Annotated in this window: 21 protein-coding genes and 1 riboswitch; of the genes, 9 read left to right on the forward strand and 12 right to left on the reverse strand. The window is 59.5% G+C overall.

The window, feature by feature from the left end; genetic code table 11:
* The first annotated feature begins 97 nt into the window (after window positions 1–97).
* On the forward strand, window positions 98–580 hold the full coding sequence (gene yfcD / locus G5221_RS05540) for an NUDIX hydrolase YfcD (RefSeq protein WP_021229132.1): 483 nt from the start codon (window positions 98–100) through the stop codon (window positions 578–580).
* An 83-nt stretch (window positions 581–663) separates the two neighbouring features.
* Here the strand turns inward: yfcD and G5221_RS05545 are convergent, their stop codons facing one another.
* A complete protein-coding gene (locus G5221_RS05545; protein ID WP_421172538.1) occupies window positions 664–1,590 on the reverse strand; it encodes a phenylacetate--CoA ligase family protein in 927 nt (308 codons plus the stop codon).
* Between the two features lie 126 nt (window positions 1,591–1,716).
* Here G5221_RS05545 and G5221_RS05550 point away from each other — a divergent pair, with 126 nt between their 5' ends.
* Window positions 1,717–2,190, forward strand: coding sequence for a peroxiredoxin (locus G5221_RS05550; RefSeq protein WP_100646526.1), 474 nt, complete (start codon window positions 1,717–1,719; stop codon window positions 2,188–2,190).
* A gap of 125 nt (window positions 2,191–2,315) precedes the next feature.
* Window positions 2,316–3,284 carry a calcium/sodium antiporter gene (locus G5221_RS05555; RefSeq protein WP_216951830.1) on the forward strand — a complete coding sequence of 323 codons (969 nt, stop codon included), beginning with the start codon at window positions 2,316–2,318 and terminating at the stop codon, window positions 3,282–3,284.
* 68 nt (window positions 3,285–3,352) lie between these two features.
* Here the strand turns inward: G5221_RS05555 and G5221_RS05560 are convergent, their stop codons facing one another.
* Window positions 3,353–4,519, reverse strand: coding sequence for a type III PLP-dependent enzyme (locus G5221_RS05560; RefSeq protein ID WP_058059164.1), 1,167 nt, complete (start codon window positions 4,517–4,519; stop codon window positions 3,353–3,355).
* A gap of 507 nt (window positions 4,520–5,026) precedes the next feature.
* A riboswitch (glycine riboswitch) is annotated at window positions 5,027–5,142 on the forward strand.
* A gap of 107 nt (window positions 5,143–5,249) precedes the next feature.
* Here G5221_RS05560 and G5221_RS05565 point away from each other — a divergent pair.
* On the forward strand, window positions 5,250–6,626 hold the full coding sequence (locus G5221_RS05565; protein WP_421262949.1) for an alanine/glycine:cation symporter family protein: 1,377 nt from the start codon (window positions 5,250–5,252) through the stop codon (window positions 6,624–6,626).
* 115 nt (window positions 6,627–6,741) lie between these two features.
* Here G5221_RS05565 and G5221_RS05570 read toward each other — a convergent pair whose 3' ends face one another.
* Together G5221_RS05570 and G5221_RS05575 are read right to left on the reverse strand one after the other, a co-directional pair.
* Window positions 6,742–7,458, reverse strand: coding sequence for a lipoyl protein ligase domain-containing protein (locus G5221_RS05570; protein ID WP_421262950.1), 717 nt, complete (start codon window positions 7,456–7,458; stop codon window positions 6,742–6,744).
* Between the two features lie 103 nt (window positions 7,459–7,561).
* A complete protein-coding gene (locus tag G5221_RS05575) occupies window positions 7,562–8,959 on the reverse strand; it encodes a nucleobase:cation symporter-2 family protein (protein WP_040066712.1) in 1,398 nt (465 codons plus the stop codon).
* 246 nt (window positions 8,960–9,205) lie between these two features.
* Here G5221_RS05575 and G5221_RS05580 point away from each other — a divergent pair, with 246 nt between their 5' ends.
* The gene (locus G5221_RS05580; protein WP_227341103.1) at window positions 9,206–10,327 is read left to right on the forward strand and encodes a GGDEF domain-containing protein; all 1,122 of its coding nucleotides are present in this window, start codon (window positions 9,206–9,208) and stop codon (window positions 10,325–10,327) included.
* Between the two features lie 33 nt (window positions 10,328–10,360).
* Here the strand turns inward: G5221_RS05580 and G5221_RS05585 are convergent, their stop codons facing one another.
* Both G5221_RS05585 and G5221_RS05590 read right to left on the reverse strand, forming a co-directional pair.
* Window positions 10,361–10,609, reverse strand: coding sequence for a YciN family protein (locus G5221_RS05585; RefSeq protein WP_005338382.1), 249 nt, complete (start codon window positions 10,607–10,609; stop codon window positions 10,361–10,363).
* 123 nt (window positions 10,610–10,732) lie between these two features.
* Entirely contained in the window at window positions 10,733–12,112 is a 1,380-nt protein-coding gene (locus G5221_RS05590; RefSeq protein ID WP_047435970.1) for an MATE family efflux transporter, read from the reverse strand.
* A 120-nt stretch (window positions 12,113–12,232) separates the two neighbouring features.
* Here G5221_RS05590 and G5221_RS05595 point away from each other — a divergent pair, with 120 nt between their 5' ends.
* Together G5221_RS05595 and G5221_RS05600 are read left to right on the forward strand one after the other, a co-directional pair.
* Window positions 12,233–13,090 carry a helix-turn-helix transcriptional regulator gene (locus tag G5221_RS05595; protein WP_227341102.1) on the forward strand — a complete coding sequence of 286 codons (858 nt, stop codon included), beginning with the start codon at window positions 12,233–12,235 and terminating at the stop codon, window positions 13,088–13,090.
* A 69-nt stretch (window positions 13,091–13,159) separates the two neighbouring features.
* Window positions 13,160–14,854, forward strand: a complete 1,695-nt coding sequence (locus G5221_RS05600; protein ID WP_421262951.1) for an NAD-dependent malic enzyme — start codon at window positions 13,160–13,162, stop codon at window positions 14,852–14,854.
* A 92-nt stretch (window positions 14,855–14,946) separates the two neighbouring features.
* Here G5221_RS05600 and G5221_RS05605 read toward each other — a convergent pair whose 3' ends face one another.
* The 4 genes from G5221_RS05605 to G5221_RS05620 all read right to left on the reverse strand — a co-directional run bounded on the left by G5221_RS05605 (window position 14,947) and on the right by G5221_RS05620 (window position 19,447).
* Window positions 14,947–15,984, reverse strand: coding sequence for an OmpA family protein (locus G5221_RS05605; protein ID WP_227341100.1), 1,038 nt, complete (start codon window positions 15,982–15,984; stop codon window positions 14,947–14,949).
* A gap of 229 nt (window positions 15,985–16,213) precedes the next feature.
* The gene (gene ompA / locus G5221_RS05610; RefSeq protein ID WP_113738922.1) at window positions 16,214–17,215 is read right to left on the reverse strand and encodes a porin OmpA; all 1,002 of its coding nucleotides are present in this window, start codon (window positions 17,213–17,215) and stop codon (window positions 16,214–16,216) included.
* Between the two features lie 307 nt (window positions 17,216–17,522).
* Window positions 17,523–18,542 (reverse strand): porin OmpA, encoded by a 1,020-nt coding sequence (gene ompA / locus G5221_RS05615; RefSeq protein WP_013723997.1) that lies wholly within the window; start codon window positions 18,540–18,542, stop codon window positions 17,523–17,525.
* A gap of 308 nt (window positions 18,543–18,850) precedes the next feature.
* Entirely contained in the window at window positions 18,851–19,447 is a 597-nt protein-coding gene (locus tag G5221_RS05620) for a hypothetical protein (protein WP_181269067.1), read from the reverse strand.
* A 258-nt stretch (window positions 19,448–19,705) separates the two neighbouring features.
* Between G5221_RS05620 and G5221_RS05625 the strand changes: the two genes are divergently transcribed.
* Window positions 19,706–19,972 (forward strand): helix-turn-helix domain-containing protein, encoded by a 267-nt coding sequence (locus G5221_RS05625; protein WP_005338367.1) that lies wholly within the window; start codon window positions 19,706–19,708, stop codon window positions 19,970–19,972.
* A 198-nt stretch (window positions 19,973–20,170) separates the two neighbouring features.
* Window positions 20,171–21,511: an APC family permease gene (locus G5221_RS05630; protein ID WP_005338365.1), complete on the forward strand. Its 1,341-nt coding sequence runs from the start codon at window positions 20,171–20,173 to the stop codon at window positions 21,509–21,511.
* A 71-nt stretch (window positions 21,512–21,582) separates the two neighbouring features.
* Here the strand turns inward: G5221_RS05630 and G5221_RS05635 are convergent, their stop codons facing one another.
* Complete coding sequence (locus G5221_RS05635; protein WP_005338362.1) at window positions 21,583–22,458, reverse strand: patatin-like phospholipase family protein; 876 nt, start codon at window positions 22,456–22,458, stop codon at window positions 21,583–21,585.
* A gap of 45 nt (window positions 22,459–22,503) precedes the next feature.
* On the reverse strand, window positions 22,504–24,042 hold the full coding sequence (locus tag G5221_RS05640) for a sensor domain-containing diguanylate cyclase (RefSeq protein ID WP_421262952.1): 1,539 nt from the start codon (window positions 24,040–24,042) through the stop codon (window positions 22,504–22,506).
* Window positions 24,043–24,125: the final 83 nt, after the last annotated feature.

A 24,125-nucleotide genomic window follows, 5' to 3' on the forward strand; every position in this document is an offset into this window, starting at 1 on the left:
TCGGCAAATTGACGTCATCATCGAAAAAGTTGTGCCATGGCAAACCACCGCACCGATATACTGCGGGCTTGAATGGAACAAACGAAAGGGCCTGTGCGTGGAATGGGTTGATGTGGTGGACGGGAATAACCGGGTGATTGGCGTGGCCGAGCGAGCCAAGGTGCGGCGGGAGAATCTCTGCCATCGCGCCAGCTATATTCTGGTGCTCGACGACGCGGATCGGATCCTGGTGCAGCGACGCACCCTCAGCAAGGATTTCTGCCCCGGCATGCTGGATGCCTGCGCTGGTGGCGTGGTCACCACCGGTGAGGAGATGGAGCGCTCCGCTCGGCGCGAGTTGGCCGAAGAGCTGGGGATTATGGATGTTCCACTGCAGGGCTTTGGCAGCTTCTATGCCGAAGGGGAGGGCTACCGGGTCTGGGGCGGTCTCTTCAGCTGCCGTTATCAGGGGCCGCTGCAGTTGCAGGCCGAAGAGGTGAGCGCGGTGCACTGGATGAGCCTGGCCGAGATTGCCGAGCGTGCCAGCGAATTTACCCCCGACTCCCTGCTCGCCATCGCCACCTGGCAGGCGAGACGCTGACAAGCGCCGCACATTTTCTTCGCCAGAGAGAAGACGGGCAGCCTGATGGCTGCCCGTCTGCATTTGTGAATTTACTTGGCCTGCTACACCAGTTTTAGGCGCCGGTTGGAGCGACCGCACGGGCTTGGCGTCGTGAGCCAGTGCCCCTGCCAGTCGGTGACGAGGCGCAGCAATGGATACTCTAGGTCAAGCCTGGTCAGCACCAGCTGGCCGGTCTCGTCGCCGCTCACCGGCTCGCCGCTGGCGGGATCGATGATCTCGATGATGCAACTCTCGCTCACAATAAATCCCTCTCCTGGTCGGCTCTCGTAAGCCACCACCCCCACATCTTGCCACACCAGACAGTTGAGGGCCGCAATGCCGTGAATGGCGCGCAGCGGCGCGGTTTCCGGGTGAGTGGCTTCACACAGCAGGGCGCGGCGCAGCGAGTCGCTCGGGATCTCCGCCGCTTCGGCCGCTTCCAGCAGATCGAGCAGGGTCACCAGCGGGCCGACGTAGCCGGTGGGTTGATAGCGCAGCAGCGCCTCCAGTTGGCGCTGGGTATCGTGGGGGCCGCAGGGTGCCACGGGAGCCCCGAGCTGGCGGGCTCCGTTATCGAAGATAAAGGCGGTGGGGCCGGCATGATAGTCGTGGCCATTGAGTATTACCTCACCTGGCTTGAAGCCGGCGGCAAACAGTGCTCGAGCGGCCCCCCACCAGTCTGCTCCCGCATACTCGGGGATGGCCAGCTGGCCCGGACAGGAGAAGACCCGCAGCGCCTGACTGGCGGGGCGGCCGGTGAGTCCGGCGAACGGAGGGTGAGCCTGCTGGGCGGCAAACAGCTCTTTGCTGTCGAGCAGTGGCAGGGTGGCCAGCTCTGCCAGATCCTCGAGGCGGCACTGGCGATAGACGCTGGAGTAACCGGCGCAATATTGACTGACATGGGTAAGCTGATGATTGAGCTGCTCCAGCTGCTGTTGTTCGCGCAAGGCGGGGGGGCGAATTTCCAGTCCATCGTAATAGTGCTGCATGAGGCCTCCTTGGTCGGCTGATCCTGCTCAAGGTTAGTTCAAATGATCCAGGCAAAGGGAGGTCTGTGTCACAGCTCGGCAGTGGGGTAGACTGGGGCCTCCTCCCTCCACTTAAGGACGAGCACAATGATTGCGATGGGTCAGACCCTGCCTTCGGGCGAATTTACCTTTATCACCGCCGAGGGCAAGCAGCTGCGGGATAGCCAGACGCTGTTCGCCGGTAAAAAAGTAGTGCTGTTTGCGGTACCCGGTGCTTTTACTCCCACCTGCTCCAATGCCCACCTGCCCGGTTATGTGGTGCTGGCCGATCAGTTTATGGCCAAAGGGGTGGATGCCATCTGCTGTCTGTCGGTCAACGATGCTTTCGTGATGCGGGCCTGGCAGACGGCCCAGAATGCCGAGGCGATCACCATGCTGGCGGATGGCGACGGCAGCTGGACCCGGGCGCTGGGTCTGGCCAAGGATACCGGCGCCTTTGGAGGTATCCGCGCCCAGCGCTTTGCGTTGATCGCCAACGATGGCGTGGTCGAGCAGCTGTTTGTGGAGGCGCCTGGCAAGTTTGAGGTCTCCGATGCCGCGAGTCTGCTGGCTGTGCTGTGAAATGTTAATCGCAGTTTGATTTCCCCTTGAAATGGGAGGCTGGCTCGTTACACTGGCGCCACTTTTGAATCGGGTCAGGAGCTTGTCCTGACTCTGTTGCTTACTGGCGATGGGATGGAGATGTTATGACCCTGGCTGTTGTTGCCCTGATTGCCGGACTGGCGCTGCTGGTCTGGAGTGCTGACAAGTTTGTGGATGGCGCTGCGGCGACCGCCCGTTATGCGGGGATGCCGCCGCTGCTGATCGGCATGGTGATCATCGGTTTTGGTACCTCGGCCCCGGAGATGGTGGTCTCGGCGCTGGCGGCGTCCCAGGGCAATCCCGGGTTGGCGCTTGGTAATGCCTATGGCTCCAACATCACCAATATCGCGCTGATCCTGGGTCTGACGGCACTGATCAGCCCTATCGCGGTGGCCTCTCAGGTAGTGCGCAAGGAGATCCCGATCCTGCTCGGTATTACCCTGCTCTCAGGTGCCCTGCTGATTGATGGTCATCTGGGCCGGATGGATGCGGTCATTCTGGGGGCCGTCTTCGTTGCCCTGATGGGCTGGTCCATCTGGGCTGGCATGAATGGCAAGGGAGATGCGCTGGATACCGAGACCGCCGAGGATATCGAGAGCGAGGGGATGTCCCTCAAGAGCGCCGTTTTCTGGTTGGTGGTCGGGCTGGTGCTGCTGATCGGCGCTTCCCGCCTGTTGGTCTGGGGGGCGGTGACCATCGCTCAGGCGCTTGGTATCAGCGATTTGGTGATTGGTCTCACCATAGTCGCGATAGGAACCTCCCTGCCGGAGCTGGCTTCGTCTCTCATCGCCATTCGCAAGAACGAGCATGATCTGGCCCTTGGCAACGTGCTGGGCTCCAACCTGTTCAACACCCTGGCGGTGGTGGGGATCGCGGCGGGTATTCATCCGTTGGATGTGGCGCCGGAAGTGCTCTCCCGCGACTGGAGCATCATGATGGGGTTGACCCTGCTGCTGCTGGTGATGTGTCTGGGCCGCAAGGGGCAGGGCCGTATCAACCGGTTGGAGGGGGGCGTGCTGCTCACCTGCTTCGTCGCCTACACCGGCTGGCTGCTGACCAGTCAGTTCGTCTAGCCAGATCTGGCAAGATAAAACGAAAGAGGGGAAGCCTGGCTTCCCCTCTTTGCATTCGGGTGTCGGTCTTAAGCGACGGCCACCAGTTTCTGCCCCTTCTGACTGCTGTCCAGAATGAGGATGCTCGCCTTGGGGAAGAAGTTGAAGGTGGAGGCGGAGGCCCATGTATAGGCGCCCATCACCTTGCCAACCACCAGTTCGCCGATAGCCAGATCGGGCAGCATGATGCCATCGCGGATCACGTCCACACTGTCGCAGGTGGGGCCTGAGAGTACCGAGTTATGCAGCTCGCCACTGGCATAAGGCGTGCTCACCGGATAGGTGACGTGGTCATAGAGCTGGCCGTTGTAGCTGCCGTAGAGGCCATCATCCAGGTAGTACCAGATCTTGTCGCCACGGTGGGCCTTGCCCATCACGCTGGATACCGAAGTCATGGCCGGCGCACTGATAAAGCGGCCCGGTTCGGCAATCTTCTGCACGGTAGCGGGCAGCTTGGCCAGCGCTTCGCGGATCGGGGCGCAGAAGCCGTCGATATCGAACTCGCCCCCCTCATAATCGACCGGGAAACCGCCGCCGATATCCAGCACCCAGGGCTTGAGCCCGAGCGCCCAGGCTTGCTCCATGATCTCGCGGCAGGCGTCGATGGCCTGCACATGGCGACGGGCATGAGGCACTTGCGAGCCGACGTGGAACGACAGCCCCATCACCTTGATCCCCTTGGCGTGGGCCAGTTGCAGCAGCGGCAGCGCCTGCTCCGGAGTGCAGCCGAACTTCTTGGAGAGATCGACCTTGGTCTCGGGGTTCGGGAAGCTGACCCGCAGCAGCAGTTTCACTTCGTCCTTGTAGGGAATGAACTTCTCCAGCTCCAGCGGGTTGTCGTAGACAAACACAGTGCAGCCGAACTCCAGCGCATAACGGATATCGCTGTCGCGCTTGATGGGATGGGTATGAATGCAACGTCCCGGGCGAACCCCCTGACTGCGCACCAGATCCACTTCGCCATTGGTGGCCAGATCGAAACAGGCCCCCTCTTCCTTCAAGACAGAGACCACCGCCTCATGGGGCAGGGGTTTGAGTGCATAGTGCAATCGTACATCGGGCAGGGCGGCGGCCAGGGCCCGATACTGTTTGCGGACGGCTGCCTTGTCGAGCAGCAGCAGGGGGGAGCCGAATTGTTCAACCAGCTGACGGTAATCTTGTGCGACCACATCTTTTGCAACCAGGGTCTCGTTCATTCTCTTTTGGTCATCCTTAGGGGGCGTGATATGCCCAAGCCATATGCGATTGAACCGGCGACGGCCGGGTCAGGCGAGCGGTCCGGTGGGACCAACCGAACACAGTGCATAAATTGATAACAAAGTGCTTGGTTATGCAGCGGATTATCGGCTTATTGATTCTGTGTGCAAGCATTTTGATTAGATATGTCGGCAAGATTTTCTTGGCGAAACGAGAGGGATCACTGTTCTCTATCCGCCATTTTTCCCGTTTGGGCCACATTTGATCCGTGAAAGCCTAACTTGTTGATAGTTAACTAATATTTAACATTCTTGCTGCGATTCTGGTGGTCACTAAAAAAATATAAATGGGGGCGGCCAAGTGCGAGACAGCTCACATTTTTTGGATTAACATGCCGACTTCCTAATCCAAACTAGTTCGGATGAAGGTAGCAGGAGAGCGATGGGCAACCATCCACCGAAGAAGTGAATCTTTCAGGTACCGGGCAACCGGTGTGGACTGCTACTGGACGATACTCTGGAGAGACCCGTTAAATCGGGCGCCGAAGGAGCAAGGCACCATGACTACCCGCAAGGGCAGGCTGGCGCCGGAAACTCTCAGGCAAAAGGACAGAGGGGATGGGATGGTTGTACCTGGGCTTGGCCCGCATCCGATCGCCTCTGGCCGATCGCGACACCTATGGGAAGATCATCCTTCTCCTCCTTAATTTATGTTTCTTAAGGAGGATGCATGTCATCAATTCAATCGGCGTTAACCGCCATCGATAGTTTTATCTGGGGGCCGCCCCTGCTGATCCTGCTGGTCGGGATCGGTATCTATCTCACCCTGCGTCTGGGTCTGCTTCAGGTCGTGCGCTTGCCGCTCGCTCTGCGGCTGGTCTTTGGCCGCGATCAGGGGCAGGGCAAGCAGGGGGATGTCTCCAGCTTCGGCGCCCTCTGTACCGCCCTCTCTGCCACCATTGGCACCGGTAACATCGTCGGGGTGGCTACCGCCATCAAGCTCGGCGGCCCCGGTGCCCTGTTCTGGATGTGGATGGCGGCACTGTTCGGCATGGCTACCAAGTATGCCGAGTGCCTGCTGGCGGTCAAATACCGCGAGCAGGATGCCAACGGCCAGATGGCTGGCGGTCCCATGTACTATCTGGAGAAGGGGCTCGGTTCCAAACCGCTCGCCAAGCTGTTTGCCCTGTTCGGTATCGGCGTGGCCTTCTTCGGCATCGGTACCTTCCCGCAGGTCAATGCCATCTCCGACGCCATGAGCCTCTCCTTCTCGGTGCCCCGTGAAGCGACCGCCGTGGTGCTGACCCTGATCGTGGCGCTGGTGACTCTGGGAGGGATCAAGTCCATCTCCAGCGTGTCGAGCAAGGTGGTGCCCTTCATGGCCATCTTCTACATCGTCGCCTGTCTGGGCGTGCTGGTGAACAACGCCAGCGCCCTGCCCGATGCCGTCATGCTGGTTATCGAGAGTGCCTTCACCGGCCATGCGGCGACCGGCGGCTTCGTTGGGGCCAGCATCATGTTGGCAATCCAGTCCGGGGTGGCGCGCGGGGTTTTCTCCAACGAATCGGGACTGGGCTCTGCGCCCATCGCGGCGGCGGCGGCCAAGACCGACTCTTGCGTGGAGCAGGGGCTGGTCTCCATGACAGGTACCTTCATCGACACCATCATCATCTGCACCATGACCGGCCTGACCCTGGTGGTGACCGGGGTGTGGAGCGGCGATGCAAGCGGCGCGGCCATGACCAGTCTGGCTTTTGCCCAGGGGCTCGATGCCCATGTCGGCCAGTATCTGGTGAGCATTGGCCTGCTGTTCTTCGCCTTTACCACCATCCTTGGCTGGAACTACTACGGCGAGCGCTGCACCGAATACCTGTTCGGGGTGAAGGCGATCAAGCCCTATCGTTTGGTCTATCTGGCGCTGGTTGCGAGCGGTGCTTTCCTCCATCTGGACATGATTTGGCTGCTGGCCGATATCGTTAACGGCCTGATGGCGGTGCCCAACCTCATCGGCCTGATTGGCCTGCGCCATGTGGTGATCGCCGAGACCCGCGCCTACTTTAGCCGGGATCTGGATAGCGAAGCCGAGCCGGAGCCGCAGACGGCCTGAACGCCTCAGCCCGTTTCACGCTCCCCTTGAAAAGAACAAGCCACGACTCCGGTCATGGCTTTTTTTGTGCGCTGTGTCTATGGACGAGGACTTTCCCTCTCCCTTCGGGATAAGGTCAGGATGGGGGGGATAGCCCCTCGCTCAGCAGGCTATCCAGACGTGCTCGCACTTTCTCTACCAGCGCCTGATCGCTACCGTGCCAATCGATGCAGCTTGCCAGCGTGGTGGAGGTTCCCGCCATAAAACGCAGCTCGCCGCCCGCCAGCTCGTAGAAGCGGCTCGCCATCTTGGTTCCCTCATCCACATCACCCGCCACCAGCAGCATGGCTTGCGCCAGCACGGCGCCCTGGTGATCCTGCCCCGGCGCCAGCCAGCGCTGGGCGGTACCGGTGATCTTGCGTCCCCCGATCACCAGATTGTACTGACCATCGCAAAAGGAGCCGGGTACGAAGTCATAGCTTCCCTCAAGGCCGTATTCCGCCAGAAGGGTCAGCAGTGGCGCCCCCAGCAGCCGGTAGTAGTGGGCGAGATCTGTGGTGGTACGGGGCAGCAGCAGGGATAGGTTGAGGATCCCCGCCCCGTGGGGCACGGCAGTGCCACCGCTGTCGCGCACATGCACCGGCCAGCCTTCGTCTGCCAGCTGTTTGCAGGCGGCTTCGTAACGGGGGAGGCGGGTATCCTTGCGAGTGACAATCAGGCATTGGGGCGCTTGCCAGAGGTGAGCGCGGGGCTGGCCGTCATGGGCACAGTCGCGCAACCAGCACTGCTCTTGCGCCAGTATCTGTGCGGGTGAAGCGGTATTGGAGAGGGTGGAGAGCAGGCAATAGGGCATGGCGGCATCCTCAAAAAAGGCTGCCCAGCACACTACCCGTGGCGACAGGCAAGGTAAAGCCCCGCAAGTGCGGGGCTTGGGTTGGCTATCGGTGGACGATGTCTCAGGAGTGACGCGCTTCGCGCTTTGGTAGCAGCAGGTTGAGCACGATGGCGGTAATGCCACCGGTGGCGACGCCGTAGGAGAGCACGCTCTTGGCCAGCTCTGGCAGGTGTTGCAGCACTTCCGGCACCTGTGCGACCCCCAGCCCCATGGCCAGCGACACCGCCAGGATCATCAGGGCGCGGCGATCCAGCTCCTCGCGGGCAATGATGCGCACGCCAGCGGCGGCGATGGTGCCGAACATCACGATGGTGGCGCCCCCCAGCACGGGCTCGGGGATCTGCTGCACCAGGCTGGCGACCGCCGGGAACAGGCCGAGCAGGGCCAGCATGGCGGCGATGAAGAGCCCGACATGGCGGCTGGCCACCCCGGTCAGCTGAATAACGCCGTTATTCTGGGCGAAGGTGGACATGGGGAAGGTGGAGAACACCGCCGCCAGCATGGAGTTGGCACCATCGGCCAGCACGCCGCCTTTGATCCGCTCCATATAGACAGGCCCTTCCAGTGGCTCGCCGGAGATGTCCGAGGTGGCGGTCATGTCGCCGATCGCTTCGAGCGCCGTCACCACGAAGATGATGGCGAGCGGCACGAACAGCTGCCAGTCAAAGCCGAGACCGTAGTGAAGCGGAATGGGCACCATCACCAGGGGGCCATCGAAGGTGGGGGCGCTCACTTTGCCCAACAGCAGGGCCACGGCATAGCCCGCCAGCATGGCGATCATGATGGCGGAGAGGCGCAACCAGGGGTTGCGACTGCGTTGCAGCAACACGATAAGGCCGAGCACCAGCAGGGAGAGGAAGAGGTTGGTGTGACTGGCGAAGCTGCCATCAGAGAGGGCTGCATAACCGCCGCCCATGCTGATCAGGCCCACTTTGATCAGGGTCAGACCGATCAGCAGCACCACTATGCCGGTCACCAGCGGGGTGATGATCCGTTTCACCAGATGGAGGAAGCGGCTCATCACCACTATGGTGAGTGCGGCAACCATCATAGTGCCAAACAATGTGCCCAACAGATCCTCGGTGGGCATAGCGGCCTGCTTGAGGGCGAGACCGGAGGCAATGATGGGGCCGAGGAAGTTGAAGCTGGTGCCCTGTACCGAGAGCAGGCCGGAACCGATGGGGCCGAAGCGGCGGGTTTGAATGAAGGAGGCGATGCCGGACATGACCAGCGACATGGAGACGATATAACGGGTGTCGGCGGCAGGGAGGCCGAGGGCATTGGCGATAATCAGGGGCGGGGTAATGATGGCGACAAACATGGCGAGCATATGCTGCAGGGCGGCGAACAGCGTCTGGGGCAGAGGCGGGACATCCTCTATGCCATAGACCAGTTCGCTATGGGCTCGCCTGGGTGGATGTGCCTCTCGATTGGCGCGTGTGACAGCAGCCTGTTCCATAAGTACCTCGAATTGTGTGGGGAGGGGGAGAAAATTGGGCGCTATTGTAGTGATTGAAATGAGGCTGACCAGCGCTAATTATGCAAAAAAAGGTTTATTTTTTGATGGGTTGAAACGTTTGCGCACTGCGATTATCATCTGTCGGTTTGTGTGACCGACCTCTCCTTTTTATTCTCCACGCTAATGACATTTTTACCACTTTGTAGGTGTAGAATGAGCCCTCAGTATTCATCGTGGAGACTCTGGATGCTCAAGTTGTCAGAGTTCTGGAGTGCGAGGGTTCACTCCGAAGACTTTACTCGTACTCGCATGGGCTTTATGACGGTGCGTTTGCGCCTGCTGACCTGTCTGCTGATGCTCGGGTTGCCCGCCTGGGCCGTGGTGGATTGGTTGACCTTGCCCGCCGTTCATTTCGAGCAGCTGTTCCAGGCCAGGATCTTCTGCACCCTGGCGCTCTCACCACTTATTCCGCTCTCGTACCTCATCCACTTCAAGCGGGAACGGATGAAGCTGGCCCTTGGCTACCTGATGGCCGTGATGATGCTCTTCTCCCTCTTCTGCCTGAACAGCTTTGGCGCCGGACAGGAGTTGCAGGCGGGCTATGCGGCCTTTCCCTATCTGCTGATCACCCTGTTTGCCATCTTCCCCATCCCCCTCTCCCTCGGCTTGCAACTGGCAGGCGTGGTGCTGGTGACCATGCTGCTGGGTCACTGGCTGCTGGTGGGCCAGAGCATCTGGAGTCAGGCCACCCTGAATCAGGTGTGGGTGCTCGGCATGTTTACCATGGCCAGTTGCTGGGTGCAGTGCGGCCAGCTCAACATGCTGCTGCGGCTATATCGGGAATCGACCACCGATGAGCTGACCGGCATGATGAACCGCCGCCTGCTAATGAAGCAGCTGGAGCAGGCCAGAATCCGGCTGCAACTCAAGAAGAAGCCCTTTGCGGTGATGCTGCTGGATCTCGATCGCTTCAAGCGGATCAACGATATCTACGGCCATCTGGCGGGGGATGCGGTGCTCAAGGAGGTGGCGACCACCCTGGGAGAGCAGCTGGAGCCTGACATGGTGCTGGGGCGTTATGGCGGCGAAGAGTTTGCCATCCTGATGCACAACTGCGCCGATCCGGCGCTGACGAGCAAAATGGCCGAGCGGCTGCGCATTGCCGTCGAGGCGCGGCTGGTGAAGAGCCCCACCTCGGACGAATTGCTGGAGGTGACGGTGAGTATCGGGATTGCCATGGCTCGTGCCGATGACACCATCGATATTCTGATCAACCGTGCCGACGAGTGTCTCTATCAGGCCAAGATGGCGGGACGCAACTGCGTGGTGGTCGAGGGGCAGAACCGCGCAAAAACAGATGCCGCCTGAGGGCGGCATCCTGTTGGCAATGAGCTGGCGAGATCAGGCCAGCTTGTACTTGCCGGAGAGCTGCTGGGCCAGCAGCTTGAACATGTTGAAGACCGCCATGGTCTTGCCGGTCGGGGTGCCGTCTTCGGCCAGGAAATACTCCCCCTTGAACACCAGAATATCCCCCTTCTGCTCCACCGAATCGGCGCGCATACCGTGGATGAAGTCTTCATGCTCTTTGATGATCTTGTTGGCCATCTCAAGCAGGGCCGTCTCGGTGATCAGCTCTTTCTGTGGTTGCATGCTCGTCTCCTTAAACGACTACTGGACAGGGAAACCGTGGATCCCTGCCTCTGATTGAAGAGGCGCCCAGCATACTGCAAACAGGGTTTTTCTGTCATTGATATGACCCCGATTTGTGGCTGTTTATCCGATCACCAGATTCTTCAACCAGCAGCGCTGGCGAATACGGCGCTGCACCAGCAGCACCTTGCTAAGCTCCTCCAGCAAGACCACCGCCACCACCCAGGAGAGGGGCCAGCCGAGCAGCGTGACCGCCACCCAGGCGAGCGGGATGCCGATGCACCACATGCCGACGATGTCGATAAAGATGCTGTAGTTCACATCACCGCCAGAGCGCAGCACCCCGATGATCCCCACCATGTTGAACACCTTGAGCAGCATCCCGAGACACATGATGCCGAGCACCTGACCCGCTTCCGTCATCAGCTCGGGGGGCAGGTTGCCGACCCACTGCAGCAGGTTGGCTTGCAGCAGCCAGACGATGATCCCGACCAGTAGTGCGCCAATCGGTGCCAGCAGCAGGAACAGCTGGGAGTGCTGCCAGGCAATCTCGTACTCCTCGGCCCCGAGCCGGTGGCCGAGCAGGGTGGAGCAGGCCACCGCCAGTCCGAAGAAGAGGGAGATAAGGATGCTCTCCAGGGTGCCGAGTGTGGTCATGATGGCCAGCGAATCGGTGCCAAGATGGGCATAGAGAAAGCCGTAAATCAGCATGCCGAAGGCCCAAAGGCCGTCATGGAACAGCAGCGGCAGGGCGATCAGGGTAAAGCGCACCACCTCCTTGCGCTTGAAGGCGGCCAGCCAGTCTGGTGCGCGCGGGATCAGGCGCGCCTCATAACGCTTTACGTAGAGCAGCAGCAGGGCTGTCTGCAGCAGTCGGGAAATGGTGGTGCCCCAGGCCGAGCCAGCCACCCCCATCGCCTCGAAGCCGAAGTGACCGAAGATGAGGGCGTAATTGAGGATGACGTTGGCGATGATGGCGATAATGCCGATGCGGGTTGGCGCAGCGGCATTGCCCACCGAGCGCAGGGCTGACTCCAGCGGCACCACGATGGCGGTACAGAGGATGGTGGCGCCGGTGATCATCAAGAATTGATCCGCCAGTGCCCGCAGCGCCGGATCCTGACTGGCAAAACCGAGTACGCTGCCCGGTGATAACACATAGATGAAGGCAAAGGGCAGGGTGACCAGCAGGGCGCCCACTATGGCCAGCGCCAGGGAGCGGCGTACCCCGGCCATCTCCCCGCGCCCGAAGTATTGTGCTGCCAATACCGAGACCCCGCCCGCGAGGCCCGCTATCACCAGCAGATTGAAGAAGAAGACCCGGTTACCCAAGCCGACCGCCGCCACAGCCGTGGTGCCAAGCTGGCTCACCATCATGATATCGATGAGGCCGAGCAGGGAGAACATCATGGATTGCAGCGAGACAGGCAGGGCCAGCCGCCACAATCGGGTCATGAACTCGCGATCGGTGGTTTGTTTTAAAATCGCTTGCCAATAATTCATAGTTGTTAACCGGGTATGAGAAAAGCAAGGTTTGTCAGGGGTATGATAGGGGCTGATGAGGCTCTTCTCACTGTGAGTAGCTCTCGGTTTTCTTGTGTAAAACTATCCTTTTGAGGTGTTATGCCATTTGCCAGCGAGTGTCTGGAGATAGCGCCAGCCTGTGAAGAGCAGATGCTGGGACGTGAAGGGCTGCCCCTGCTCGGCGAGGCAGGGATCTTCCTGACCGGCCTCTCCCGGGTGCGGGATCACTACCTGATCCGCCGCAATCGCCCCGAGTTTCACATCCTGATGGTGAGTCACGATGAGGGGGGCGCGCTGCTCACCGACGAGGGGGAGCAAGCCATTCCGGCCGGGTCACTGATTTTCCTGCCCGCCGCCGTGCCCGGTGGTCTCAAACTGATTGGCGAAAGCTGGCAGATCAGCTGGATTTTGCTCGATGACGTGCCGCGCTGGCAGCACCTGCATCGCCTTGGTCACCGTATCTGGCAAGGGGATGGCGGCGATCAGCTCTACCATCTGCTCAGCCTGATGCAGGGGGAAGGGGTTCGCTCTTCGCTGCAACCTCAACTGCTCAGCCTGTTGCTGGCGCTGCTGGAGCGCACCCTGCAAGGGGAGGTGCGCGGCACCCCTGAACTCAGATTGCAGGCTCTGTTTCGCCGGGTGGAGGCGCGCCTGGATGAACCCTGGAGTGTCGCCCTGTTGGCCCGACAGATGGCCTGCTCCGTCCCCCATCTGCATCGCCTCTGTCAGCAAGCGTTCGGTATGGGGCCGATGGCGAGGGTGACCGAGCTCAGAATGAACAAGGCACGCCAGCTGCTGCTCTATACCAACTGGCCACTTGGCGAGCTGGCGGCCCGGGTCGGTTACAGCGATGGGGCCAACTTTGCCAACTGCTTTCGCCGTCTGACTGGTCAGACCCCCGGCGCCTTTCGTCGACTGGGTCGCAAACCTTTTGCAACGGATGTGCAAACTCTTTGAAATTAATGAGACAAGCCCCTAGGATCGGCGGGTCCCTGCGTCTAGCTAACCGTTTAGGTACCAAGATCCATGTTTGAAGATAATAACCAGAAACGTCCTCTCTACATTCCCTACGCCGGTCCCGCCCTGCTGGAGACCCCCTTGCTCAACAAGGGCAGCGCCTTCACCAACGAAGAGCGCAGCAACTTCAACCTCGAAGGTCTGTTGCCCCAGAATATCGAGACCATCGAAGAGCAGGCCGAGCGCGCCTATCGCCAGTTTATGGCGTTTGGCAACGACATGGATAAGCACATCTATCTGCGCAACATCCAGGATACCAACGAGACGCTCTTCTACCGTCTGCTGCACAACCACCTGACCGAGATGCTGCCCATCATCTACACCCCGACGGTGGGCAAGGCGTGCGAGGAGTTTTCCAACATCTATCGCCGCGCCCGTGGCCTGTTTATCTCCTATCCGGACAAGGACAGGATCGATGACATGCTGCAAAACGCCACCAAGCAGAACGTCAAGGTGATCGTGGTGACCGATGGCGAGCGGATCCTGGGTCTGGGTGATCAGGGGATCGGCGGCATGGGCATTCCCATCGGCAAGCTGTCGCTTTACACCGCCTGTGGCGGCATCTCGCCTGCCTACTGCCTGCCGGTGGTGCTGGATGTGGGCACCAACAACCAGCAACTGCTCAATGACCCCTTCTATATGGGGTGGCGCAATCCGCGTATCTCTGGAGATGAGTACGCCGAGTTTGTCGATGCCTTCATTCAGGCGGTCAAGCGCCGCTGGCCCGATATTCTGCTGCAGTTCGAGGATTTCGCCCAGAACAACGCCATGCCGCTGCTCAACCGCTACAAGAACGAGCTCTGCTGCTTCAACGACGATATTCAGGGTACCGCGGCTGTGACGCTGGGCAGCCTGATCGCCGCCTGCAAGGCCTCCGGCGCCAAGCTCTCCGAGAAGCGTGTTGCCTTCCTCGGGGCGGGCAGCGCCGGTTGCGGTATCGCCGAGCAGATCGTGGCGCAGATGAAGGCCGAAGGGCTGACCGATGCGCAGGCCCGCAGCCGGGTCTTTATGGTGGACCGCTTTGGTCTTATCACCGACAAGATCCCCAACCAGCTCGACTTCCAGCGCCGTCTCTCCCAGCCGGTGGAGCGGATCAAAGACTGGCCAGTGGGGGACAATATCTCCCTGCTGGAGGTGATGGAGCACGGTCGCCCGGACATCCTGATCGGGGTATCCGGCCAGCCTGGGCTGTTTACCGAAGAGGTGGTCAAGACCATGCACAAGCACTGTGCCCGTCCCATCATCTTCCCGCTCTCCAACCCCACCTCCCGGGTCGAGGCGACGCCGGCAGACCTCATCCGCTGGACCGACGGTCAGGCGCTGGTGGCAACCGGCAGTCCGTTTGCACCGGTGGAGTACAAGGGCAAGCGCTACGTCATCGCCCAGTGTAACAACTCCTTCATCTTCCCGGGGATCGGCCTTGGCGTCATCGCCTCCGGCGCCACCCGGGTGACTGACGCCATGTTGATGTCGGCCAGCCGCGCGCTGGCGGAGTGCTCGCCGCTGGTGAAAGGGGAGGATGGCTCCCTGCTGCCGGACCTGGCGGATATCCATCAGGTCTCCCGCTACATCGCCAAGATGGTGGCCAAGACCGCCATGCTGCAGGGCAAGGCGGTGCAGACCCCGGACGAGGTGATCGATCAGGCCATCGAAGCCAACTTCTGGCATCCGGAGTATCGCCGCTACCGCCGCACCTCCTTCTGATTGGGGAGAAGGGAATGCCACGGCAAAGCAAAAGGGATGCGAAAGCATCCCTTTTTACTGCACGTCTGACATGGTTATCGCCTCAAGATCAACTACTCGCTGGCGCCCTGTACGCCGGTGACGCGCACCTCGACCCGGCGATCCGGCCCAAGGCAGTCTATGAGGGCGGTTCTGGCTTTGATGTCGTCACACTGGTTGCCGGTGACCGGATTGCTCTCGCCATTGCCCTGAATGCTTACCTTGTCGGCAGGTAGCCCTTTGTTGATCAGAAAGTCGGCAACGGTTTGGGCCCGAGCTTCTGACAACCTCTGATTGCTGGCATCCGAGCCGATACGGTCGGTATATCCCATCACGACGGCACTGCCATCCTTGGGTTGTACATCGACGATCTGCTGGTAGAGAGCGTCCAGCGCGCTCATCCCCTCCGGTTTGAGGTCCGCTTTGCCAAAGGCGAACAACACATCGGAACTGAGGTTGAAGGTCTGATCTACCATCTCCGGTTCGGCCGGTGGCGGGGGGACCACGACCGGTGCGGGCGTGGGAGCCTGCTCTGTCGGCTGGCTGCGATTGGGATGGATCACTACTTCCAGGGTTGCTGTGCTGATGTCGCTGACCCAGCGCTGGGTGCCGCTGTTTGCCTTGTCATTGTCAGGATCATCGCCTACCCTGACCAGATAACGATACCTGGCCTGGAGATCGACCCAGTCATGGAGCCGGGCCGTCACTCCCAGGCCTGCCAGCGGTGCCAGGTTGTCGTCCCCGCCATTGATCGATTCAACGTGATAGATATAGCCACCACCCTCGGCAAACACCGAGAACATCTCGCTGAGCGGCAAACGACCAATCACAGACAGGGTAGCTCCCTTGCTGTTGAAGTCATGGCCGCTGATATCCCAGTCACCGGTGGAGAGGTAACCAATTTCGGCGCCCAGGTTCTCCGTGAAGTTGTAGCCGCCAAACAGGGAGAGCGCAGTCGCATCCTTGCTGACATCCTGGCTGAAATCATTCAGATCGTGGGCTATCGCCCAGCCACCGCCTATCCCGGCATACCAGTCATGGACCGGTACCGCTTGTGCGCCTGTGCTCGCCAATGCCAGTGCAATCCACACAGGTTTTAATCTTATGTTCATCGCGTATCCTCGTCGATGTGTGGTTTAGTGGGGCTGCTTGTTGGTCAAACCCCACACTTATGTATAGGTGACGGGTTGTTTTTAACCACTCAAGAGGTGTGGATTGCGGCAATAAGTGAACCTATGTCACTGAAACCATGCGGGAAGAGGAAAGATAGCCTGAGGTGGGCGGCATGGAAGACAATAAAAAGGAGGCCATATGGCCTCCTGCTTATCCAGGTGATCAGGATTATTGTGTGACTTGTTGCACACCGGTGACGCGCACTTCAACGCGGCGATCCGGCGCCAGGCAGGAGATCAGCTGAGCCTTGCCCTTGACGCTGTTGCACTGGGTACCGGTGACCGGATTGGCTTCACCGCGACCTTCGATGGCAACTTTGCCAGCCGGCAGACCTTTACCAACCAAGAAGTCGGCTACGGTACGGGCACGCGCTTCGGAGAGTTTCAGGTTGTAGGCGTCAGAGCCGATACGGTCGGTGTAACCGACGACTACGGCGCTGCCATCTTTCGGCTGAACATCAACGATCTGCTGATACAGGGTGTTCAGCGCGGCGACACCTTCTGGCTTGAGGGTGGATTTGCCAAAGGCAAACAGCACGTCAGAGCTCAGGGCGAAGTTCTTGTCGACCAGTACCGGCTCGGGAACCGGCTCAGGCGCAGGGGCGGCAACCGGGGCAACATAAGAGGTACGGTTCGGGTGCATCACCAGCTCCAGGGTCGCGACGCTCATGTCGCTCTCCCAGGTTTTCTGCTCGTCACCCAGATTCCACAGATAGCGGTAGCGTGCCTGCACATCGATAAGGTCGGAGAGCTTGGCAGTCAGGCCTAGACCCGCCAGCGGCGCAGTGCCGTTGTCGCTGTTGCCATTGCCGTTGACGTGATTGAAGTAGGCACCGCCTTCAGCAAACACCGAGAAGATATCGCCCAGCGGCAGGCGGGCGATACCGGAGAGGGTGGCACCCTGGGTTTTGAAATCGGCACCGTCAACGCCCGCTTTACCGGCGTAGAGGTAGCCCAGTTCAGCTGCGTAGTAGTCGTTGAAGTTGTAACCGCCGAACAGGCTCAGCGCGGTGGCGTCTTTGTCTGTATCCAGACCTTGTACATCGTCAAGGTTGTGAGCATATGCCCAACCTGCACCAACACCGGTGTACCAGTCATCGGCAGCCTGAGCTGTGGTGCCTGCGGCGGCGAGCGCCAGTGCAATCAGGGTAGGAGCCATTTTGAGTTTCATCGGTTTATCCTCGTTGTGTTAGCCCATGTCGGGCAATGCACTTGTTTTTATTGCTGCGAAAAATCGCCAGCAAAGTGGATAGCGAAGGCTTTGGACTCTCATGATGCATTGGCGTCATGGACAACAGACCGGACAAGAAGCGCTTTTTAGTGCTTATCCAATACCTTACAGGCGCAACTACTTTATGCTTTCGAGACGGGGCAGGCAAGGGCAGGGAGGCGGGAATGAGGGATGCAAGCGAGAACGAGACAAACAAAAAGGGATGCCGCAGCATCCCTTTTTTTCGCACTATCTGAACGAGGTCAGATTATTGCTGAACTTCTTGTACGCCAGATACGCGAACTTCTACGCGACGATCCGGAGCCAGGCAGGAGATCAGTTGAGCTTTAGCAGTTACGCCGTTGCACTTGGTGCCGGTAACCGGGTTGGCTTCGCCACGACCTTCAATGGCAACTTTGCTGGCAGCCATACCTTTGCTTACCAGGAAGTTGGCAACGGTGCGGGCACGGGCTTCAGACAGCTTCTGGTTGTAAGCATCGGAACCGATACGGTCGGTGTAACCAACAACAACAGCGTTGCCATCTTTCGGCTGGAACTCAACGATTTGCTGATACAGACCGTTCAGGGCTGCAACGCCTTCCGGCTTCAGGGTGTCTTTGCCGAAGGCAAACAGCACGTCTGAGTTCAGGGCGAAGTTCTTCTCTACAACTTGCGGAGCAGGAGCCGGCGCTTCTTCAACAACCGGAGCAGCTACCGGAGCTACGTAGGAAGTACGGAACGGGTGGTATACCGCTTCCAGAGTAGCGATGCTCTGGTTGGCTTTGTAACGCTCACCGTTGGCGTGCAGGTCAGCCACGTCCCACATGTAGCGGTAGCGAGCTTGCAGATCCAGCGCGTCATTTACCTTGTAAGTCACACCAGCACCGGCCAGCGGGGAAACTTTAGTGTCGCTGGTGCCCAGACCATCGGTGTGACCCCAGTAGGCGCCGCCTTCAGCGAACAGGGAGAAGTCGTTGCCAACCGGCATACGGGCGATACCGGACAGGGTGGCTCCCTGGCTCTCGTAACGGTTGCCGTCGGTGTTGCCACGACCGGTGTACTGGTAGCCCAGTTCGGTACCGAAGTTTTCGGTGAAGTTGTAACCCATGAAGGCGTTGGCAGCAGCCGCGTCTTCCTGGCCTACATTGGTGCTTTCCAGCTTGTTCAGGCCGTTGAAGTGAGTAGCACCGACACCGGCACCGAAGTAGATGTCGTCAGCGGCGTGAGCAGCGGTAGCACCCAGAGCAGCCATGGCGATGGCGATCATGGAAGGAGCCATTTTCATCATAAAAAAATCCTCGTTGAGATCGCACGTTATTCACGTGCTTCACACTTTGTAATTTATGTAAGCTGCAGGCTCCGCCGTACGGCTGGCGTCGAGTCTGGCAGATGACCCGGTATAACCGGGTTGCACACTCTCCTGGTGTGTCGAGTGCGCTGGCATGGCACGCAATGCGTGAGAAACCACTGCCAGGCAACTGATGTCATTCCGATGACGAGGCGCACTCTATGCCGATTTTAAAACATGATCAAGCTCACAAATGAGCCTTGTGGCAAATTGTGTCGTGCCCTTAACTGGCTGTTTATCCAGATTAATTAGTGATCCAGATAGGCCCTGTGCAGTTTCTTCTCCAGCTTCATATAGGCCTGAACCCAGTCGCTATGCGGGTTGGCTGGATTCGCTCTGGCGGCAAAGACCGCAAGGTAATCTGCCTGGGTTGCGCTCTGCAGCAGGGGGGTAAATGTCATCAAGAAATGTCGGGCCAGATAGGGGTCAAGGGGCCAGATGTTGAGGATGGCGCGAGCCACAGGCTGAACTGCAGCTGAACAGATGAAGTGGCGATGTCCCGCCTCCAGCCAGTCGGCCATCTCGCACATGCCCGATTCGGGCACCAGACCACCATCACCCGGGGTGGTTGCCAGCGCAATTGCCTGACCATTTACCGTGACGAGCTGCTCATTGTTATGCAGGGTGCCGTCGTGGCTGCGCAAGGTCAGGTCCGGGCATGCCTGTTCAAGAAACAGGCTGCAGCTCTCCGGCAGGGCGGCCAGCAGCTCGCTGGCATGGCTTGACATCAAGGCTGGAAGCCAGAATGCTTCGGCGCGATATTGTTCACCTTGCAGGCGCTGTTGTGCCAGTTCTTCTGTGCTGGATACGGGCTGCAGGCGAGAGATAATGCCGGGAAACGCCATACTTATTCCTCTTAATGGGTATCCGGCGGATTATACGAGTTATTGGGGGGGCCACAATAAAGGTTTCTTTTCGAGACTGTTTACCTGAGGCGGCTGAGCGATTACCATCCCCCCTTGAAGGCAAGGGTTGTCGCCGAAAGGCGCTCATAAGATAGAGGCTCGACCATAACGAGTCCGAACAAAACTGATACACTTGACTACGAGTCGTCGCGAAAAATAAAAGGCGGAGTAAATCCGCCAAACGGAGTATGGAACATTATGAATTCAAATATCGTCACTGTTGGCAAGAAGATCCGTCAGATCCGTGAAGCGGTCGGTTTGAGCCGTCCGAAGTTTGCAGATTTGCTGGGTGTTCCTCCCACCACGCTGAAAAACTACGAGCTGGGTTACCGTGAAGTTGGGGGCGCCTTCCTGGTTGCCCTGGCGCACCACCCGGATCTGCACAAGTTCACCCTCTGGCTGCTGGCAGACAAGAAAGTCGCCGAAATCGGCCAGATTGGCCCGGATGACCTCGCCAAGGCGTGATCATCGATGTGAATAGAAATGCCGCCTTCGGGCGGTATTTTTTTGGGTTGCCGATCGATATTTTGATCTAACACGCTTTGAATTATCCATGCAGGCCAACGAGAATAAGCGGCCCCGAAAAGTGGGCCCCTGGTGGTATCTGGCCACCTGAACACTATTACATTCAGGATGATATGAGCAATCGTATGGAGTATGGGTATGAGCAGTAATGAGTTGGATAAACGCTATGGCCTGATGACTGCCATTGCGATGGTGGTCGGCGTGGTTATCGGCTCTGGTGTCTTCTTCAAGGCCGATGATGTACTGCGTCTGACTGGCGGTAATCTGGCCATTGCGCTGCTGGCATGGGCGCTGGGGGCATTTTCGATGATCTTCGGCGCGCTGGTGTTTGCCGAGTTTGCCCAGCGGATCGAAAAGTCCAACGGTATCGTCGATTATGCCGAAGCGGCATACGGCAAAATGTTTGGTTATCTGGTGGGGTGGTTCAAAGGCGTACTCTATTACGCCCCTCTTTCCGCCATCCTTGCCTGGGTCGCCGCTCTGTACACCATGATCTTGCTCGGCAGTGATAATCCGACCAACTCTGGTGCGACCTGGATACTGGCGGCTGTCTATATGACGGTCACCTATCTGATCAACTTCTATACCCCGGTCCTGGCGGGCAAGCTGCAAGTGGGCTCTACCCTGATCAAGTTGATCCCGCTGATCCTGGTTGCCATTGTGGGCACCATTTCAGGCTTGCTCAATGGTGTCACCGTGACCAACTTTGTGCAGGCAATGGATGGGATAGGAAGCACCGGAGGTACTCTGGCCACGGCCGTGGTTGCCACCGCCTTCGCTTATGAGGGGTGGATTGCCGCCGTGACCATCAACAGCGAAATTCGCGATTCCAAGAAGAATCTGCCCAGAGCGCTGGTGATTGGCACCCTGATAGTCTTTGTGGTCTATGTCACCTATTTTCTGGGAATCGCCAGCGTCTTGCCGACGGACGAGATAGTGGCGCAAGGGGATAACGCGGTAAATCTCGCGACAACCAGCCTGTTTGGCGGGACTGCCTCGACCATTTTGACCGTGTTTGTGATTATCTCCTGCCTCGGAACCCTCAATGGTCTGGTGTTGGCGACCATGCGCATTCCCTACTCGCTGGCGATCCGCAATCAGGGGCCAGCCCCCAAGTGGATGAGCCGTATTGAACCGCATCACCACATGCCAATCAACTCGGCCCTCGCGGCAGCGCTGTTGTCGGTGATCTACTCAGTGCTGTGGTACTGCAGCATCAACGAGACATTCGGTCGTTACATCGCCCTGGACGAGATGCCGATCGTGCTGATTTATGGCCTCTATCTGTTCCTCTATGTCTGGTACATGCGCACCTTTACCGAGTTGGGCTGGATAAAGCGGTTTGTGATCCCGACTTGTGCCACCCTGGGCGCGCTCATCATTCTGTATGGCGGTATCACCAACCCCAGTCTGGGACTTTATCTGCTGGTCTCTGTGGGGGTGATTCTGCTCGGGTTGCTCTTCTACCGTAAGGAGTGACCGGGTCAGTGAGTCGAAAAAAAAGCGCCGAATGGCGCTTTTTTCATGTGTAAACCACGGCATGTCGACAACTAACTGCCCAGCAACCCGAGGCGGCCCAGTTCATCCTTGAGCTGATCGAGGTTGCGCTCGACACAGGCTTCCCCCTCGTTGATGGCATCGCTGGCGCGATGAAAATCCATGATGGAGAAGCTGCCAAGGCGCGGGCAGAGCTGGATCTCCGGCGGGTCACCGGCCATCCGGGCGCGGGTGATCCGCTCCTGCATGATGTTGATGGAGCCACTCATCACACTCCACAGACCCGGGGTGGCTGGCGCGGATTCACCGCGATTGAGCCACTGGCTGAGCAGGCCGCCGCTGCCGGGTTGATCCGGCTCGTCGGTCCAGGGTTGGTGCATATCGGTGTTGAGGTTGACAGCAATCACCACCTCGGCCCCCATGGCGCGGGCCAGCGAGATGGGCACCGGATTGACCACGGCGCCATCGACCAGCCAGCGGTCGTTGATCCGGGTCGGGGTGAGGATCCCCGGCATGCCGCAGGAGGCGCGCACCGACTGGCGCAGCGGGCCCTGTTGCAGCCAGATCTCGCGGCCGGTATCGAGCTCGGTGGCGATGCAGGCGAAGGGGATGGGCAGATTCTCGAGATCGGGATCCCCCAGATGGCTGGCGGCAAGACCAAACACCTTTTCGCCGCGAAACAGCCCGCCGGAGAGGGCCGGGTCGAGCAGGCTGACCACCTGCAGGCGGGTAAAGCCGCGCACCCAGGTTTCCAGCCGATCCAGTTCTCCGGCGGCATAGGCGGCACCGACAAAGCTGCCGATGGAGCAGCCAGCGATCAAATCCGGTTTGATGCCGAGACGTTCAAGGGCGCGGATGACGCCGATATGGGCCCATCCTCTGGCGGCGCCGCTCCCGAGAGCGAGCCCTACGCGGGGTTTACGTGGCACGACAGTCCTCCAAAAAGGGGTTGAGGGCTCAGCTTACTCCGAGAGTCAGGAGGCGTCACCCTGCCATCTTTCGCTGCGGTTGCGGCCGTTGGCCTTGGCCTGATAGAGCGCCACATCGGCGCGGCGCACCGCTTCGTGCAGGGGAAGGTTCTCCTGGTGGGGCAGATAGCCGAGGCTGATGGTGACCTCCAGCCCGGGTTCGATGGCGGCCCAGTCGTGATCCGCCACCGCCTTTCTCAGCCGCTCCGCCAGCTCGCCGAGCTGCGTTGCCTCAGCGCGGCCAATCAGCAGCAGAAACTCTTCGCCCCCCCAGCGGATCAGGCGATCAGTGGGTCTAAGCTGCTGCTGGCAGATCTGCACCAGCCGGATCAGCACGATATCGCCGACGGCATGGCCGAAGTTGTCATTGACCCGTTTGAAGTGATCCGCATCGAACATCAGGATCCCCGCTTGCAACCGGGACAGCTCTCCCGCCTGCTCCAGCAGCACCAGATAGTGGCGGTTGAAGGCGCCGGTGAGGGCATCGTGGCAGGAGAGGTAATTGAGCCGCTGGTTGAGGCGGTGGGATCTCAGGTTGGAGAGGGCGGCCAGCAGCATAAAGAGAATAGCGAGCAGGGTCGGCGCGGACTGGCAGAGCATGGCCCACACCAGCGGTAGCAGGGTCACGCTGTGCACCAGCCGCAACGGGGTATCAGGTATCGCCATGGTCAGCTGCAATGTGCCTTGCCGCCATTGATATTCGCCGGTCGGTTCGGTGTTTTGCGGCGCCACGGGTTGGCGCGCGCTGCTGGCCAGCACCTGGTGGTACTGATTGAGCAGCAGATATTCCCCCAGCGCCGGGGTCATCTGATCGAGCTGCTGCTGCAGGCGGGCGAGCAGCACATCCATGTTGATCATTCCCACCAGAGTTCCCTCTTTGTAGAGGGGCTGGGACATGGTGACCATGGGGCCGCGCCCGATAAAGTCCTCATAGGGGCGCGAGAGAACGGTCTTCTTGTCCGGATTGGTGCTGTGCAGCGCATCTTGCCAGAAGCTCTTCTGGTAGATGGTGGGATAAAAGCGAAACCGGCTGGAGGGTTGCCAAGGGTAGAGATAGATAAAGTTGTCCACACCGGTGAAGTAGACCCAGGCGATCTCGTTGCCAAGGCGCTGGCTGGCGGTGGCAAGCAAGGGGGAGAGGCTCAGGGCCAGATGAATGCGTGCCTCACGCTCGCTGCCGGGGGGCGGCAGCGGGCCATCACCGGTGAGGTTGCCTGCCAGTCCGGCCGGCAAATCACCGGGGAGCTTGTCGAGAGCCAGCCCCTCTGGCAGCGCCTCGATATGGCGATAGAGCTGGCGGGTGAGCACCGACTGGGGGTCGCTGCGCAGTCGCTCCTCAGCCTGCCCGCGCATCGCCTCCAGAAATACTTCGGTCCGTTTGAACCGATCCCGCAGGTAGATGGCACTGTTGAGGGTATCGCTTTGATAGAGGCGTTCAATCTGTTTCAGGCTTTGCCACAAAGTCAAACCAATCAGCAGGATGACCACGGCGAACAGGAGCCAGGTCAGGCGTGTGAGAAAACGGTGGCCAGACATGTTGGGCATAGGCAGTCAGTCGGGTTGCGAAGGAAATTGTCGTTAGTGTATGCGATGTGGTGTGAAAACAAACTGAACTACCTGAAACCGGG

It is taken from the genome of Aeromonas sp. 602200 (genome assembly GCF_049173895.1).
GTDB lineage: Bacteria > Pseudomonadota > Gammaproteobacteria > Enterobacterales > Aeromonadaceae > Aeromonas > Aeromonas veronii_A.